This is a genomic window from Paeniglutamicibacter psychrophenolicus (genome assembly GCF_017876575.1).
Lineage (GTDB): Bacteria > Actinomycetota > Actinomycetes > Actinomycetales > Micrococcaceae > Paeniglutamicibacter > Paeniglutamicibacter psychrophenolicus.
The window spans coordinates 4165907-4180890 of the sequence record NZ_JAGIOE010000001.1; the positions used below are offsets into that span (position 1 = coordinate 4165907).

Sequence of the window (14984 nt, forward strand, 5' to 3'; positions counted from 1 at the left end):
CCTCGTGTACGAATGACCCGTGTTACTCCGCCCTGCGTGGCGGTGTTAGCCAGGCAACCACATGCTGTGATCGACCTCACCAACTTATTTCACGCTCTAAAATAAACCAGATGCAGCACCATGTGTCAATAAATCCGAGGAGCACCCACTCGATGGCTTTGGGCATTTGCGCGCCGGCGCACGGTTCGGGCGGCTGCCGCACGGCTTGCTCAACCCCGCCGACGACATCGGGAAACCGGCGTTGTCTAGGGGTTCAACAGACCCTCGGGAAGCGCGTGGCCCAGCGGATCATCGAGGACCGCATCGACCATCGTGGAGGCGGCGAAGAGCGAGAGCGAAAAAACATGGTCCGAGGACAACACGACGCGACCCGCGGCTCCGGAACCCGCATGGGCCCTCCGGGCCACCTCCGCCACCAGTGCGGCGAAGACCGCCGGGGTTTCGGCCGGGGTGCCCGCCACGACCAGCAGCTCGGGGTCGTGGATGTCGATGAGCTGGCTCGCCGCCCGGCCGACGTATCGGTTGCGTTGCTCCAGCACCTCGATGGCCACCGGGTCCTGGGCTCCCGCCAGTTCCAGCACGTGGTCGATGTTCTGCACGCCCGCCAGCCCGCGTCCCCTGGCCTCGATGGCCACCGCGTCATCGGAGGCCATCACCGCCAGGCAGCCGGTCTTGCCGCAGGAGCACGGCACCGGCCGGTCGCTGACGCGCAGGTGGGCGATCTGTCCCGCCGTCTGGCTGAATCCCGCACGGATCCGGCCGTCGTCGACCATCACCGACCCGATGTCGGCGGTGATGACCATCAAGACGAAGTCGTTGGTCCGTTGCCCGTGGCCGTAGAGCAATTCGGACTGCGCAGCTGCCCGCGCGTTGTTGTCGACGATGACCGGGGAGGGCAGTCGCCCGCGCAACAGCTCCATCACGCGCACGTTGCGCCAGCCCGCCCCCGGGTTGTCGATGATCACCGCCGCATGCCGGTCCACGATGCCGCCGGTGGCGATGCCGGTTCCCAGCAGCGGCCTGCCCCGGGCATGGTCAGCCACCAGCTTGTGGGCCGCGGCAACCACCCGGTCGATGGTTTCGGCCGGGCCCATGCCGGCGTGCGGCACCAGCACGGAGGCCTGCCCCACGCCGTCGAGCCCCATCAACACCACGCCCGCGGTGCGCGGCCCCAGGTGTATCCCGAGCACCAGCGCGGACGTGCCGATCTCCAGGGGAACGCGCGGCCTGCCCTGCGCCCCGATGGGCGAGGGCAGGGCCCGCAGCAGCCCCGCATCCAGCAAGATGGAGGTGATGTTGGTGACCGAAGCGGCACTCAGGCCAAGCTGGGCCGCGATCTCGGACCGGGACAGCCCCGGGTGGCCGAAGACGTGCTTCATGACCGCCGCGGTGTTCAGCCGGCGCAGGTCGTCTCCGCGATGCCCGCGTCCGTTGCGTGGCCCGGTCCCCGGATCCTGCTCGCGTATCTGCATTCCAGGCACACTCTTTCTTGGTTCGGTGTTCCGGGCCGGGCACGGCCCTTCGCCCGCCGGCCGCGCGATGCGGCACCCCCCAAGGGCGGTTGCGACACGAAACACGTCAAGCGCATCACACCGGCAACGGTTTTCCGACCTTACCCAGCGCATCCGCCGAAACCGAAATTCGCGGGCTTCATGAAACAATGTCGTCTACCGCCACGCACACCGCCGCGGCGAGGAAGAGGCAAGCATGAGCGACCCGACGCCGCAGGCCTCCGGCTGGCAACCGCCACCGGAATACCGCCAGCCACCACGGCACGAGCTGGCCTACTGGCTCGCTCCCCGGACCTCGGCGGTGGTCCCGATCGAAGCCGGGTCGGCCCTGCGCACCATGGCGCAAAACCTCGGCGCCCGCCGCGGCGCCGCAAGCGTTCCGGTGGGGCTGGGCATCGCGTTGGCCTGCGCAGCCCTCACCAACCTGTTCACCTCCGATGCGCTGCCGGGTGCCTTGCCCTGGATGCTCCTTGCCTCCGTGGTCCTGGCCGGGCTGGGGCAATACTTCTGGCGCCGGGTCAATTCCTCAACGCCCAAGCCCAGCCACGTCTCCACCATGCATGCCAGCCGCAGCGTCGCCGGCGGATGGGCCATGGCCGTGCTGCTCGGCGTTCCGCTGTGCGCCATCGCGCATCTGGTGTTGGTGTCCCAGTTCGATGGCACAGTCCAGGGTGCGCTGGCCTACGCCGGGTACCAGCTGGCCCTGCTCGCCGGCATCACCAGCGTCTTCTTCCTGCCCGGTTATTTTTCCGCGCATTCCCGGCGGGACCTGCGCCGGCACATTGCCGGCAATCCCCGGGTGCGCGCCGAGGTCGAGGAGCTGTCGCGGTCCTGGGTCGATCCGGTTGGAACCATGTCCTTCGGCCCGCTTTAGGCCTCGGCCAGCAGCTGCCCGATGCCATGGACCCCCACCCCGTGCAAGGGGTCACCGGTCGGCAGCCCGGCCATGAGCACCGCGTAGTTCACCGCCCAGGCCCGGGCACGGGCCCAGGTCCCCGGTGAGTACAGCTTGTCCCCTTCCAGCCGCGTGCGGAATACTTCCCTGCCCGACTCGCTGAAGTGCAGCCAGGCCACGGCCAGGTCGCTGGCCGGGTCCCCCGCGGTCAGGTCCCCGAAGTCGATGACCGCGCCCAGCCGGGGCCTCGCGGTGCCCGCGGCATCGCCGCCGTCGGCATCGCGCACGAGCATGTTGTGCGGGTGCGGATCCCCGTGCAGCCACAGGCGCGGCCCGGCGTGCAGGACCTCGGCGAGTCCCCGCTCCCAGATGGCCCGCAGTGCCGCGCGCTCGGGCTCCGGCACCGCTTCCAACCGCTCGCGCAGCGCCTGGTCCCGATCCCGCAGCGGCACACCGCGCACAAGGTTGCGCGGGGCATCGGCCGGGGCCGGGACATGCAGCGCCCGGAAGAACGCGGCCAACTCCCCGGCGTATCCGTCGCGCACCCGTGCGCCCACGGAAGCCGCGCTGGAACCGGCAAACCACGGCACCACCGCCCAGTGGTACGGGTAGCCCTCCCCCGGCCTGCCGCGGTACAGCGGCACCGGGACCGGCAACGGCAGCCGCGGCGCCAGGAACGGGAGCCAGCGCACCTCGTTGAGCAGCAACGCATGGGCAACTTCCCGACGCGGCAGCCGCACCGCCAGCTCGTCTCCCAGCCGGTAGATCACGTTGTCCCAGCCGTCGTCGGCGAACCGAAGTTCCAGTTGGGCCAGGTCCGGGTGCTGGGCGCGCAACAGGGCACGCACCAGCGCCGGATCGACGGCCACGTCGGCATCGGGCACGGGCGTGGGAGTCATTCCCCCGGTGCCTGGATCATCGCGGCGATCTGGATCAGGTTCCCGCAGGTGTCATCGAACACCGCGGTTGTCACCGGTCCCATGGCGGTCGGCGGCTGGGTGAATTCCACGCCCAGGGCCACCAGCCGTTCATATTCGGCCTGCACGTCGGTGACGGCGAAGGAGGTGAACGGGATTCCGTCGGCCACCAGCGCGTCGAGGAACGGCCGCACGGCGGGGTGGCTGTCGGGTTCCAGCACCAGCTCCACCCCGTCCGGGTCCTCCGGCGAGACGACCGTCAGCCAGGAGACCTCGCCCATCGGCACGTCGTTCTTCTTCACGAACCCCAGCTTGGTGGTGTAGAACTCCAGCGCCTTGGCCTGGTCGCTGACCAGCACGCTGGCAAGATTGATCCTCATGGTTTTTTCCCTTTCGATGCGCCCGATGCACCCGTGCGCGGCGCGCCCGGGTCTGTGGAGCTGCCGGTGGCGGCCGGTTCCGACGCGGCGGGTTGCCGCCCGGGGTCCGGCCAGCGCTCCGCAATCCGACGCAACGGCGCGGTGTCCACGTAGTGGAACTTGTAGCGGCCCGAGCGCTCGCTGCGCACGAGCCCGGCCGCCTCGAGCACCTGCAGGTGCTGCGAGATCGCCTGCCGGCTCGGGTTGATGCCATGCCGCGACGACAACCGGTTGCAGATCTCAAAGAGCGTCTGGCCGGTGTGTTCCACCAACTCGTCCAGGATCACCGCCCGGGTCGGGTCCGCCAACGCCTTCAACAGCTCTTCCACACCCACCATTAAGGCAAGTGACCGCTTGCCTGTCAAGTGCCTCGGCAACTTCAAACCACGTTATCCACATCCCCGCGCACCGAGTCCCACTTCGGCATTCAGCGGCGCATCATTGAAGCATGACCACAGCAGCAGCCATCGCCCTGCTCGCGGGAGACCGTGAGGATCCGAGGTACCCAGTGACCCCGGACGATGAGCTGCGCGCCTACACCGCACTGGCGCTGGCCCTCGAAGAACTCGCCCCGCGCATCGCCAAGCACACCAGCTCCCCCACGGACGCCGCGTACTTTCTCCAGGTTGTCGAACGCGCCCACCGAGCCACCGGATTCGCCCAGCTCTCGGCCACCGACCTGGCGCAGCGCACACTGGTCCACGAGCTGCCCGAGGACACCTTGGTCGGGATCAACCGGTGCCTCGCGGACCCGGACGCTTACATCGACGGAACCATCGATGTGCCCGAAGGCCCCGCCACCGCGCCGAAGGGACGGCCCACCTTCAAGGACACCACCGAGTTCCTGCAAAACACGTTCCGTATCGGCTTCATCGAGGCCCGGGACCGTGTGCAGGCCGCCACCCGCTTCTTCCCGCACACCGATGTCCACGGCATCGAGCGGCCCCCTCAATTCCCTTTGCTGGCCGAAGCACTCGCCAGCGGCAAGGCCTCACCGGCCCAGATTGCCGATGCCGCCAAGAAACTTGAGCGGTTGCAGCCGGATATCAAGCAGTATCCGAACGCCGAGGAGCTTGCGGCCCGGCTCGAGGCCCAGGTGGCCGAATCCGTGCGCGAAGAAGATCCCCGCTCCACCAACAAGTTGTTCAGCTCCATCGGGGTCTCGCTCGCTGGGGGCGTCAAGGAACCATCCGAGGAAGTGCTGCGCGCCAAGCTCGGCGCGTTCTACCGCGGCACCAACGCCGGGATCGCGGAGTTCCTGCTACGTGTCCGGGCGGCCGACGCCGAGGCATTGCTTGCGCTCTTTGCCCAAATGGACAACCCGCGCACCAAGGCCGGGGACCGCGACGCGTTGCTTCAGCAGGCAAGCGACATTTGGAACGGTGCCGATGCCTCCAATACCTCCAACGGTTCCAACGAATCAGATGCTGCCACCACCGAGGACGGAAACGGCACGAAAACCGGCACCGCACCTTCGCTCCCGGATTTCCCCGACTTCCTGGTCGATCCGGCAACCGGCCTCCCGCTGACCGACCCTGCCGAAGCCAACAAGCTCACCCTGGACCCGGTGCCCTCCGAAGCCAACATCCTTGAAGCCATGAACAACACCGAATATGGCTCCGACGGACTCACTCCACCGCAGCGGCATCTCCAGGGTTTGATGAACCTGCTCAAGACCAACGGCAGGGAACCCAAGGGAACCAAGACCTCGGGGCTTCCCTCACCGGAAATATTCATCATCACCACGCTGGCCGAGCTCGAGGGCCGGGCGGCGCAATCCGGGCTCACGCTGCACGGGCAGAAATACACCCCGGCCGAGCTCAGACACGCCCTATGCGTCGGCGGGGCGATCCCGATCACGATGAACGGGGAAAGCCGGATCCTGGATCTGGGCACCGAGCAGCGCTACTTCCCCGACTACATGCGCAAGGCAATCCTCGCCATCTATGGCGGGTGCATCTTCCCGGGGTGCACTGTGCCACCGGAGCATTGCGAGATCGACCACGACGACGAATGGGCCAAGGGCGGATCCACCAAAATCAACGAGGGCAGACCATTTTGTTCGAACCACCATCATGCCAAGCACACCGGACTCATCGACGTGGTCCGGGATGCCGACGGGCTCTTCTCCGTCATCCTGCCCAAGTTCTTGGATCCGGAGCAGAAACCGCGACGCAACGCCTACTGGCGGCAGTTCACCAGCAACCCGCCGCTGTTCTGAGCCCAACCGCCGTTCCGAGCCCGGGCCGCCATTGCGGAAAATCCACCTTTAACGAGGTCGAGCCCCGGCCCCACACACAGTGGGTGACCGGGGCTCGAAGCCGTCCAAGCGGAAAACGGGGAACTAGCCCTCGATGCCCAGCTTTTCCAGCACCAGTTCGCGCACGCGGCCGGCGTCGGCCTGTCCGCGGGTGGCCTTCATGACCGGGCCCATCAGCGCACCGATGGCCTGCAGCTTGCCGCCCTTGACCTTGGCGACCACGTCGGGCATGGCCTCCATGGCAGCGTCGATCGCGGCACCCAATGCCGAGTCGTCGTTGACGACTGCCAGCGAGCGCTTCTCGACGATCTCGGACGGGGTCCCCTCGCCGGAGACCACGAACTCGAGCACCTGGCGGGCGATCTTGTCGTTGATCTTCTTGGCCTCGATCAGCGAGTTCAGTTCGACGATGGTCGCCGGGGTGACACCCATGTCGACAACGTCCTTGTCGGCTGCATTTGCCAGACGTGCGATCTCGCCCATCCACCACTTGCGGGCCACCGCAGCGGTGGTACCCGCTGCAATGGTCTCCTCGATCTGCTCGGTGATGCCGGCGTTGACGACGTCGCGGAACTCGGCGTCCGAGTAGCCCCAGTCGGCCTGCAGGCGCTTGCGGCGCTCGGCCGGCGGCTCGGGCAGGCGGGAGCGCAGCTCCTCGATCCACTCGACGGTGGTGATGACCGGAACCAGGTCCGGCTCCGGGAAGTAGCGGTAGTCATCCGCATCCGACTTCGGGCGGCCCGAGGTCGTGGTGCGGGTGTCCTCGTGCCAGTGGCGGGTTTCCTGCACGATGGCAGCCCCGGAGTTCAGCACCGCCGCGTGGCGCTCGATCTCAAAACGCACCGCGTGCTCGACGGCACGCAGCGAGTTCACGTTCTTGGTCTCGGTGCGGGTGCCGAACTTCTCCGCGCCCTTGAGCATCAGCGAGACGTTGGCGTCGCAACGCACGTTGCCGCGCTCCATCTTTGCGTCCGAGACATCCAGTGCCTTGACGATTTCGCGGATCGCCGCGACGTAGGCCTTGGCCAGCTCGGGGGCGCGCTTGCCGGCACCCTCGATGGTCTTGGTGACGATCTCGACCAGCGGCACGCCGGAACGGTTGTAGTCGACCAGCGAGTAGTCGGCACCCTGGATGCGGCCGGTGGAACCACCCATGTGGGTGAGCTTGCCGGCGTCCTCTTCCATGTGCGCGCGCTCGATCTCCACGCGGAAGACCTCGCCGTCTTCCAGTTCGATGTCGATCCAGCCGTCGTACGCGATCGGGTCGTCGTACTGGGAGGTCTGGAAGTTCTTCGGTGTGTCCGGGTAGAAGTAGTTCTTCCGGGCAAACCCGCAGCGCTCGGCGATCTTGCAGTTCAGCGCCAGGCCGATCATGATCGCGTATTCCACCGCGGTCTTGTTGACAACCGGCAGCACGCCGGGAAGGCCCAGGCAGACCGGGGTCACGTTGGTGTTGGGCGTATCACCGAACACGTTCGGTGCGGAGGAGAACATCTTGGTCTTGGTGTTCAGCTCGACGTGGACCTCGAAGCCCAACACCGGGTCGTACTTTTCCAGGGCGACGTCGAAGTCGACAAGTTCTTCTTGGTGCATGGCCATGTTAGGCAACCCCTCCGGTGGTGGCGGCGGACAGTTCGGGGGCCTGATCCAGCAGACGGCCGCCCCACTTGTCTTCCAGCAGTTTCTCAAGTGCCGCTCCGGCACGGTACAGGCGGGCATCCTCGCGGGCCGGGGCCAGGAACTGGATGCCGACCGGCAACCCCTCGGACAGGCCGCCGGGCACGGTGATACCCGGGATCCCGGCCATGTTCGCCGGGATGGTCGCCACGTCGTTGAGGTACATCGCCAGCGGATCGTCGGTCTTCGAGCCCAGCTCGAAGGCCACGGTCGGGCTGGTCGGGGAGATCAGCACGTCGGCCAGCTCAAACGCGGCGTCGAAGTCGCGCTGGATCAGCGTGCGGACCTTCTGCGCCGAGCCGTAGTAGGCGTCGTAGTAGCCTGCGCTCAGCGCGTAGGTGCCCAGGATGATGCGGCGCTTGACCTCGTCGCCGAAGCCCGCGGCACGGGTTGCACCCATGACGCGTTCGATGGTCAGCGGACCCTCCGTGGGAAGCACGCGGGTGCCGAAGCGCACGCCGTCGAACTTCGCCAGGTTGGAGGAGACCTCCGAGGGCATGATCAGGTAGTAGGCGCCCAGCGCGTACTTGAAGTTCGGGCAGGAAACCTCAACGATTTCGGCTCCGGCGGCGCGCAATGCCTCGAGCGATTCGTCGAAGCGCTCCTGGACACCGGCCTCGTAGCCTTCGCCCTGCAGTTCCTTGATGACGCCGACGCGCACGCCGGTCATGTCGCCCGATGCACCCTGTTCGGCGGCGGCAACCAGTGCCGGCACCGGCTCGTTGAGCGAGGTGGAGTCGGCGGCGTCGTGCCCGCCGATCAGCTCGTGCAGGTATGCGGAGTCCAGCACGGTCCGGGTGACCGGGCCGATCTGGTCAAGCGAGGAGGCCATGGCGATCGCGCCGTAGCGCGAGACCCCGCCGTAGGTCGGCTTCACGCCGACGGTGCCGGTGACGGCACCGGGCTGGCGGATCGATCCGCCGGTGTCGGTGCCCAGGGCCAGCGGCGCCTCGAAGGCAGCCACGGCTGCTGCGGAACCGCCGCCGGATCCGCCCGGGATCCGGTCCAGGTCCCACGGGTTGCGGGTCGGGCCGTAGGCCGAGTGCTCGGTGGAGGAACCCATCGCGAACTCGTCCAGGTTGGTCTTGCCCAGCATCGGCAGCTTCGCGGCGCGGATCTTTTCGATCACGGTCGCGTCGTAGGGGCTCATCCAGCCTTCGAGCATCTTCGATGCCGCGGTGGTGGGCTGGCCCTTGGTGACGATGAGGTCCTTGATGGCGATCGGCACGCCGGCGAACGGGTGCAGCGCCTCGGCTGCGGCTCCGCCGGCGGCGCGGATGGCGTCGACCTCTGCGGCAACGGCCAGTGCCTCTTCGGTGTTCACGTGCAGGAAGGCGTGGACGCCGCGCTCCCCGCCGTCAACCTCTGCGATGCGGTCCAGGTGTGCCTGCACGGCGGCCACGGACGTGATTTCGCCCGCGCGCAGCTTGGCTGCGAGCTCGGTGGCGGAAAGTTGGATGATCTGGTTCATGAATTACTCTCCATCCAAAATGGCCGGCACCTTGAAGCGGGTGTCGACGGAGTCCGGTGCGTTCATCAGCGCTTCCTCGGCGGTGAGCGTCGGACCCACGACGTCCTCGCGGAAGACGTTCGACAGGGCAATGGGGTGCGTGGTGGCCGGGACGTCGGCCGAGGCGGCCTCAGAGACCGACGCGATTGATTCGACAATGACACCGAGTTCGCCGGTCATTTTGTCCAGCTCGGCATCGCTCATCTCGATGTGGGCCAGCTGCGCCAAATGCGCAACGTCCTCACGGCTGATGGCAGACATGTATCTCCCTAGGTGGGCGGATGGGGTTTCCCCCCTAGTCTAGTACGCCCGGACCCTGCCAATGGCTTCGCGCGGCCCGCCCGCAGGGCCCTCCCCGGCCCCGCTCCTCCAAGGACCGGAGCACCTTGTGGCTAGGAGAATTCGATGACCGCGCCGCGCACCGGCACACCGGCTTCGGTCCATGGTGAGGTGACCCACGCCGCGGCGCCCGACGAGCCCGCGCCACCGGCCACCGGGCGGCGGATCACGGTGATCTTGCCGTTTCCCGCAGCCACACCCGTACCCTCTCCTGCTCCCTGGCCGGCGGCGCGATCCACGCCCACCAGCGGCTCGAGGGTGTGTGAATCGTTCTGGTGCTGTGCCGCCACGTCCCCGGCCAGCAACGCACGCACCTGTGCCTGCCACACGGGGTCGCCCTCGCCGTCGTAGATCCAGCGCGTGCCCAGCACCCCGTGGTCACTGGTGCCAAGCAGCCATGCCTCTGCCCCGGGCAGTTCCGCCCCGCGGTAGGCCAGCGGCACGTGGTAGATGGCCGGTTCCCCGGCGGCGGTGTCGGCCACGACGATGAATTCCATGCCCACCGCGCCGGCCGGGTCATCGAGCCGGAATCCGCCGAGGGTCTCAAGCACCGCCTCCCCCTCGCCGGCGAACCACTCCTGGCGCGGCAGCCACGCCGCGATGAGCTGGTGCTTGGTGGGATCCATGGTGGTGGCAAAAATCTCGCTCATGTTGCTCTCCTGCACGACGTCGACGGATGGAACCGGCAGCGAAACGCCATCCGCCCGTGCGGCGGCATCCCGGCCCTGGGTCCAACCCTATCGAATCGGCCCACGTCGGTGGTCGGATCACCGTCACACACCAAATGCAGCAGGCTCCCGCGCCGCGGAAGAATCCGCGGCCCGGGAGCCTGGGCCCCGGCACTGTCCCCATCGCTTTCGGACGGCGGGAACAGCTCGGCGGGGAAGCCGATAGGCGCTCATCGCCAAGTACCAAGCGCTAAAGCGCCAAGGTGTAGACGACCAACACGATCTCGGTGTTCGGGACGTACCAGTCGCGCGCCGAAGCATGGATGAAGCCGTCGGCCTCGTAGAGCGCGCGGGCGGCGACCCAGTGGCCGCCGGTGGTCAGCGAGACGGTGTGCACGTCCTCGAGCTCGCGGGCGCGGGCGATCACCGCGTTGAGCAGGGCGCGTCCGGCACCGGAGCGCTGCACGGCAGGGTCCACCACCAGCATGCGGAATTCCAGTTCGCCCTCGAGGGCGATGTCCGCGTACTCGCTGCCCGGGCGCACCAAGGTGACCGAGCCGATGACCACGCCGTCGCGCTCGGCGACCAGGATCTCGGCGGCGGCGTGGCGCTTGGCGACCTGCTGCACGAACTGCAGGTACTCGTGGTCCGGGTCATCGAAGTGCCCGGCGTGCAGGTAGGAGTCCACGGTGATCCGCGCGATGTGCGGGTAGTCGGCTTCGGTGGCCGGACGGATCAACAGGGTGCTGGCGGGTGCGAGGGTTGCGGTAGTCATTACCTTCAAGTGTGCCAGCCCCCGCGGTCACCGGGCACCCGGCAACGGCCGCTTGTTGCCAACCTCACCCCGGAGACAATAGCGAAAGCGGTTCCCTTCCGGCCAACCGATTCGCCGCACCGCACCGCGCTGCGCCATCGCCCCGTTGCCCCGTCACCGCGCCGATCCGGCAGCAACGATCCCCGACCTCTGGTCTTTTGCCCGTTGGTGCCGTTGGCTGGTTGGCATGACCAATTCACGCACGCCTCGGTTTTCCCCGGCCCGCCCAGGCGCCCGCCCAGGCGCCCGCCTGCGCTCCCACCCCTACGCCCGCAGCCTCTCCCTTGCGGTGCCGCGCTGATGTCTTCCGATACCCCCGCTCCGGTCCGTCTGCCGGAGGGCTTCATCGCAACCACGCCGCCAACGATGGCCAAGGCCAAGGTCCCGGCCCGGCCCGGCGAGGCCCGGCTGCGCACCCTCGCCGCGGCCACGCTGATGCCCGGGTTCACCGGCACGCGGATGCCGGACTGGATCGCCGACGCGCTGGCCTCCGGGGTCGGGTCGGTGTGCATCTACGGCACCAACCTCTCCTCCCCGGCGCAACTGGCAACGCTGATGGCCCAGCTGCGCGCCGCCTCGCCCACGGTGCTGCTGGCCCTGGACGAGGAGGGCGGGGACGTCACCCGCCTGCACTACCTCACCGGTTCCAACCAGCCGGGCAACGCGGTGCTCGGGCGCATCGACGACGTCGCCACCACCGAGGCCTCCGCAGCGGCCATCGCCGCGGAGCTGGTGGCCCTGGGCTTCAACCTGAACCTGGCACCGGACGCGGACGTGAACTCCACCGCCTCCAACCCCGTCATCGGGGTGCGCAGCTTCGGCGCCGACGCAGCCCTGGTCGCCCGGCACACCGCGGCCTTCACCAGCGGGCTGCAGCGAGCCGGGGTCGCCGCGTGCGCCAAGCACTTCCCGGGCCACGGCGACACCGCCACCGACTCGCATCTTGCACTGCCCACCATCGAAGTGAATGAGCACACGCTGCGCACCCGCGAGCTGGTGCCCTTTGCCGCCGCCATTGCCGCGGGCACCGCCAGCATCATGACCAGCCACATCATGGTCCCGGTGCTCGACGCGGAGCATCCCGCAACGTTCTCGAGGGCGATCCTGCAGGATTTGCTGCGCGGGGAGCTCGGCTTTACCGGTGCGGTCATCACCGATGCACTGGACATGGCCGGGGCCTGCGCGATCACCGGCATCGAGGCCGCGGCGGTGCGGGCGCTGGCCGCCGGCGCCGATTTGCTCTGCCTGGGTTCACGGACCTCCGCCGAGCGCTACGCGGGAATCCTGGGGGCCATCGTCGATGCCGTGTACGCCGGGGACCTGCAGGCAGCCCGGCTGAAGGATGCCGCCGGTCGCGTCGCGGTGCTGGCCGCCGGCTACCGCCCCCGCGCAGCCGCTTCCCCGGTTCCCGCGGCAGGAACCGCGGGCGCCGTCCCGGATGCCGTGGCCATCACCGCGGCCTTCGACATCGGCCCCGCCGCGCGCGCCTGGCTGGCGGACCGCTCCGTGCCTTTGCTCATCCAGGTCGACAGCGAGGCGAACATGGCCGTCGGGCACGTCCCGTGGGGCCCGGCATCCGCCGGGGCCGCGGGCACCCTGAAGCATGCCGACCCGTCGGCGAAGATCGCCCTGGTCGGCCGCGGACTGGATGACGACCACCGGATCTGGCAGATCGCCGACGAGCTGCGCGCCGATGGGCGCACGCTCATCACGGTGGAATGCGGCTGGCCCCGCGGCGGGGCGGACCTGGTGACCTTCGGCGCCTCGCGCACCGTCTCGCGGGCGCTGGTCGAGCTGTTGGCCCCGGGCCCGGCTGGAATGCCCGGCCACGATCGGGATACGCTCTAGGTTCGCCATGCGTGCCCGCACGGCCGCACCGCTGGCCCACTTTCCCGCACCACCTTGAAGGAACACACACATGGAAGTACTGATCGCCGCCACCGCCGAGGAAGCCGCGAAGTTCGCCGCCGAGGCGGTGCTTGACGGGCTGCGTTCGCGCACCGAAGGCAACACCGTCCTGGGCGTGGCCACCGGGTCCACGCCGCTGGGCCTCTACGGCGAGCTGGCCAAGGCGGTGGCCGGCGGCGAGGTCGACTTCGGCGACACCCTGGCCTTCGCGCTGGACGAGTACGTCGGCCTGGAGGGCACCCACGAGCAGTCCTACCGCCAGACCCTGGTCCGCGAGCTGTGCGGGGTCATCGGCATCCGCGAGGAAAACCTGTTCACCCCCAACGGCTTCGGGGACTCCGAGGAGCAGATCCGCGCGCAGTCCGCCGCCTACGACGCGGCCATCGCTGCGGCAGGGGTCGACGTGCAGATCCTGGGCATCGGCGCCAACGGCCACATCGGCTTCAACGAGCCCGGTTCCTCGCTGCGCTCCCGCACCCGCATCAAGCGCCTGTCCTCCAAGACCCGCGAGGACAACGCGCGCTTCTTCGACGGGCTCGACGCGGTCCCCACGCACTCGGTGACCCAGGGCCTGGGCACCATCCTCGAGGCCCGCCGCGTGGTCATGGTCGCCACCGGCAGCCACAAGGCCGCCGCGGTGGCCACCGCACTGGAGGGCCCACTGTCCTCGGCCTGCCCCGGCTCGGTGCTGCAGCTGCACCCTGACGCCGTGGTGGTGCTCGACGAGGCCGCCGCCGCGGGCCTGAAGAACCGCGACTACTACGACGATTCGGCCGCCGGCCTGCAGTTCGGCATCTAGCCCTCCGCCCGGCAGCACGCCCAGGCGCCGGCGGTTTCCCGCTTTTTGGGTGCCGACGACGAAGCCCGCCGCACCCGTGGTGAAGCCACGGGGGCGGCGGGCTTTTGCGTGCCCGCTGCGCCAGGTCCCGGCCCACCATGTCCTGGCCCGCTGTGGCGCGGGCTGCTGCGCCAGGTCCCGACCGCTGCGCTACGTCGCGGGTTGCTCTTGGGGCAGCGCGTCGAAGTCCAGGTGGCCGGCGGCCTGCCAGCCCGGGTCGGTGCGCGGGCGCAGCACCGGCAGCCCGGCCTCGGCCACGATGAGCGCGCCCGCCGCCCAGTCGAACTCCTGGGTGCCGTACTCCGCATACGCATCGAGCGTGCCGTCGGCGACCAGGCACAGGTCCAGCGCGGCCGAGCCGATGCGCCGGACGTTGGCGAAGCCGGGCATCAGTCCCAGCAGCGCGCCGACCTGGAACTGGCGGCGGTCCGCGTCGTAGCCGAAGCCGGTGGCCAGCAGGCGGCCGGCTTCTTCCCTGTCGCCGCCGGCCAGCTGCTGTGCCCGGGTCGCGCTGCCGCCGCGGCGGGCATCGGAACCCACGTGCAGCGTCGAATCGACCAACCAGGCACCGTCCCCTGCGGCGGCGTAGTACTCGGTGCCCAGCGCCGGGGCGTTGACGGCGGCGGCCAGCCAGCCGTGCGTGCCCGCATCCATGGCCGCGGCGTCGGCGGCCAGCGAGTTGCCGCCGGATGCGGCCGGGCTCCCCGGGGCCGCAGGTGCATTGGCCGCAGGTGCATCGGCCGCGGCTGCGGCGGTGGCCTTCCCGGCGGGCGTTGCCGCCGCGGTCTCGTCGAGCGGCCCGAAGACCGCCACCGAGGTGCAGTAGTACACGATGCCGCGCACGAAATTCGCGGTGCCGTCGAGCGGGTCGATGGACCAGCGGTAGCCCGAGGGGTCCGCCGGCACCGTGCGGCCGTATTCCTCCCCGGTGATCGCGTCGTTGGGGCGGGCCGCGGCGATCACGTCGCGCACCGCCATTTCCGCCCGGCGGTCGAAGTCCGTGACCCAGTCGCCGGCTGCACTCTTGGTGTCGGCGGCAACCCGGCCGCGGCCGCGTTCGGCCAGTACCGCGGCCCCGGCGGCGGCCGCCTCGCGGGCCACGGCCAGCAGCTGGCGGCGCAGCGCGGGATCCTGTCCGTCGGATGTCTCGGCGGCACCCTGTGCCGATTGCTTGTGCTTGGGGTTGGTGCTCATGTACTGCTCCTTGGTGACGTCGGGACCGGGACCT

Annotated in this window: 14 protein-coding genes; 4 read left to right on the top strand and 10 right to left on the bottom strand. The window is 69.1% G+C overall.

Translation table 11 applies throughout. From position 1 onward, the window contains the following. Positions 1–245: 245 nt before the first annotated feature. Positions 246–1472 (bottom strand): ROK family transcriptional regulator, encoded by a 1227-nt coding sequence (locus tag JOF46_RS18860; protein WP_209910076.1) that lies wholly within the window; start codon positions 1470–1472, stop codon positions 246–248. 235 nt (positions 1473–1707) lie between these two features. Here JOF46_RS18860 and JOF46_RS18865 point away from each other — a divergent pair, with 235 nt between their 5' ends. After that, on the top strand, positions 1708–2385 hold the full coding sequence (locus JOF46_RS18865) for a hypothetical protein (RefSeq protein WP_209910078.1): 678 nt from the start codon (positions 1708–1710) through the stop codon (positions 2383–2385). Here JOF46_RS18865 and JOF46_RS18870 read toward each other — a convergent pair. The 3 genes from JOF46_RS18870 to JOF46_RS18880 are packed head-to-tail and all read right to left on the bottom strand — an operon-like array spanning position 2382 to position 4071. Next, positions 2382–3305, bottom strand: coding sequence for an aminoglycoside phosphotransferase family protein (locus JOF46_RS18870; RefSeq protein WP_209910081.1), 924 nt, complete (start codon positions 3303–3305; stop codon positions 2382–2384). The genes JOF46_RS18865 and JOF46_RS18870 overlap by 4 nt on opposite strands. Further along, on the bottom strand, positions 3302–3703 hold the full coding sequence (locus JOF46_RS18875) for a VOC family protein (protein WP_209910083.1): 402 nt from the start codon (positions 3701–3703) through the stop codon (positions 3302–3304). The genes JOF46_RS18870 and JOF46_RS18875 overlap by 4 nt, the downstream gene beginning before the upstream one ends. Further along, positions 3700–4071: an ArsR/SmtB family transcription factor gene (locus JOF46_RS18880; protein ID WP_209910085.1), complete on the bottom strand. Its 372-nt coding sequence runs from the start codon at positions 4069–4071 to the stop codon at positions 3700–3702. Before JOF46_RS18880 ends, JOF46_RS18875 begins: the two co-directional genes overlap by 4 nt. Positions 4072–4190: 119 nt before the next feature. On the opposite strand from JOF46_RS18880, the gene JOF46_RS18885 reads away from it, so the two are divergent. Continuing rightward, positions 4191–5963, top strand: coding sequence for an HNH endonuclease signature motif containing protein (locus JOF46_RS18885; protein ID WP_209910088.1), 1773 nt, complete (start codon positions 4191–4193; stop codon positions 5961–5963). Between the two features lie 123 nt (positions 5964–6086). Here JOF46_RS18885 and gatB read toward each other — a convergent pair whose 3' ends face one another. From gatB to JOF46_RS18910, 5 genes are all read right to left on the bottom strand, one after another. Further along, complete coding sequence (gene gatB / locus JOF46_RS18890; protein ID WP_425355067.1) at positions 6087–7601, bottom strand: Asp-tRNA(Asn)/Glu-tRNA(Gln) amidotransferase subunit GatB; 1515 nt, start codon at positions 7599–7601, stop codon at positions 6087–6089. Between the two features lies 1 nt (position 7602). Then, the gene (gene gatA / locus JOF46_RS18895) at positions 7603–9150 is read right to left on the bottom strand and encodes an Asp-tRNA(Asn)/Glu-tRNA(Gln) amidotransferase subunit GatA (protein WP_209910091.1); all 1548 of its coding nucleotides are present in this window, start codon (positions 9148–9150) and stop codon (positions 7603–7605) included. 3 nt (positions 9151–9153) lie between these two features. Further along, positions 9154–9450, bottom strand: a complete 297-nt coding sequence (gatC, locus tag JOF46_RS18900) for an Asp-tRNA(Asn)/Glu-tRNA(Gln) amidotransferase subunit GatC (protein ID WP_071215532.1) — start codon at positions 9448–9450, stop codon at positions 9154–9156. 131 nt (positions 9451–9581) lie between these two features. After that, complete coding sequence (locus JOF46_RS18905) at positions 9582–10178, bottom strand: maltokinase N-terminal cap-like domain-containing protein (protein ID WP_209910093.1); 597 nt, start codon at positions 10176–10178, stop codon at positions 9582–9584. A gap of 268 nt (positions 10179–10446) precedes the next feature. Next, a complete protein-coding gene (locus JOF46_RS18910) occupies positions 10447–10971 on the bottom strand; it encodes a GNAT family N-acetyltransferase (RefSeq protein ID WP_209910096.1) in 525 nt (174 codons plus the stop codon). Positions 10972–11310: 339 nt separating this feature from the next. Between JOF46_RS18910 and JOF46_RS18915 the strand changes: the two genes are divergently transcribed. Both JOF46_RS18915 and JOF46_RS18920 read left to right on the top strand, forming a co-directional pair. Then, positions 11311–12858: a glycoside hydrolase family 3 N-terminal domain-containing protein gene (locus tag JOF46_RS18915; RefSeq protein ID WP_245348192.1), complete on the top strand. Its 1548-nt coding sequence runs from the start codon at positions 11311–11313 to the stop codon at positions 12856–12858. 70 nt (positions 12859–12928) lie between these two features. Then, positions 12929–13717 carry a glucosamine-6-phosphate deaminase gene (locus JOF46_RS18920; protein WP_209910098.1) on the top strand — a complete coding sequence of 263 codons (789 nt, stop codon included), beginning with the start codon at positions 12929–12931 and terminating at the stop codon, positions 13715–13717. 189 nt (positions 13718–13906) lie between these two features. On the opposite strand, the gene JOF46_RS18925 is transcribed toward JOF46_RS18920, so the two are convergent. Then, complete coding sequence (locus tag JOF46_RS18925) at positions 13907–14950, bottom strand: inositol monophosphatase family protein (RefSeq protein WP_209910101.1); 1044 nt, start codon at positions 14948–14950, stop codon at positions 13907–13909. Between the last annotated feature and the right edge of the window lie 34 nt (positions 14951–14984).

What these genes read in the sequence shown, in the direction of transcription:
- JOF46_RS18860 (WP_209910076.1), bottom strand. Translation starts at nt 1,472, where the DNA reads ATGCAGATACGCGAGCAGGATCCGGGGACCGGGCCACGCAACGGACGC.
- JOF46_RS18865 (WP_209910078.1), top strand. Translation starts at nt 1,708, where the DNA reads ATGAGCGACCCGACGCCGCAGGCCTCCGGCTGGCAACCGCCACCGGAA.
- JOF46_RS18870 (WP_209910081.1), bottom strand. Translation starts at nt 3,305, where the DNA reads ATGACTCCCACGCCCGTGCCCGATGCCGACGTGGCCGTCGATCCGGCG.
- JOF46_RS18875 (WP_209910083.1), bottom strand. Translation starts at nt 3,703, where the DNA reads ATGAGGATCAATCTTGCCAGCGTGCTGGTCAGCGACCAGGCCAAGGCG.
- JOF46_RS18885 (WP_209910088.1), top strand. Translation starts at nt 4,191, where the DNA reads ATGACCACAGCAGCAGCCATCGCCCTGCTCGCGGGAGACCGTGAGGAT.
- gatB (WP_425355067.1), bottom strand. Translation starts at nt 7,601, where the DNA reads ATGGCCATGCACCAAGAAGAACTTGTCGACTTCGACGTCGCCCTGGAA.
- gatA (WP_209910091.1), bottom strand. Translation starts at nt 9,150, where the DNA reads ATGAACCAGATCATCCAACTTTCCGCCACCGAGCTCGCAGCCAAGCTG.
- gatC (WP_071215532.1), bottom strand. Translation starts at nt 9,450, where the DNA reads ATGTCTGCCATCAGCCGTGAGGACGTTGCGCATTTGGCGCAGCTGGCC.
- JOF46_RS18905 (WP_209910093.1), bottom strand. Translation starts at nt 10,178, where the DNA reads ATGAGCGAGATTTTTGCCACCACCATGGATCCCACCAAGCACCAGCTC.
- JOF46_RS18910 (WP_209910096.1), bottom strand. Translation starts at nt 10,971, where the DNA reads ATGACTACCGCAACCCTCGCACCCGCCAGCACCCTGTTGATCCGTCCG.
- JOF46_RS18915 (WP_245348192.1), top strand. Translation starts at nt 11,311, where the DNA reads ATGTCTTCCGATACCCCCGCTCCGGTCCGTCTGCCGGAGGGCTTCATC.
- JOF46_RS18920 (WP_209910098.1), top strand. Translation starts at nt 12,929, where the DNA reads ATGGAAGTACTGATCGCCGCCACCGCCGAGGAAGCCGCGAAGTTCGCC.
- JOF46_RS18925 (WP_209910101.1), bottom strand. Translation starts at nt 14,950, where the DNA reads ATGAGCACCAACCCCAAGCACAAGCAATCGGCACAGGGTGCCGCCGAG.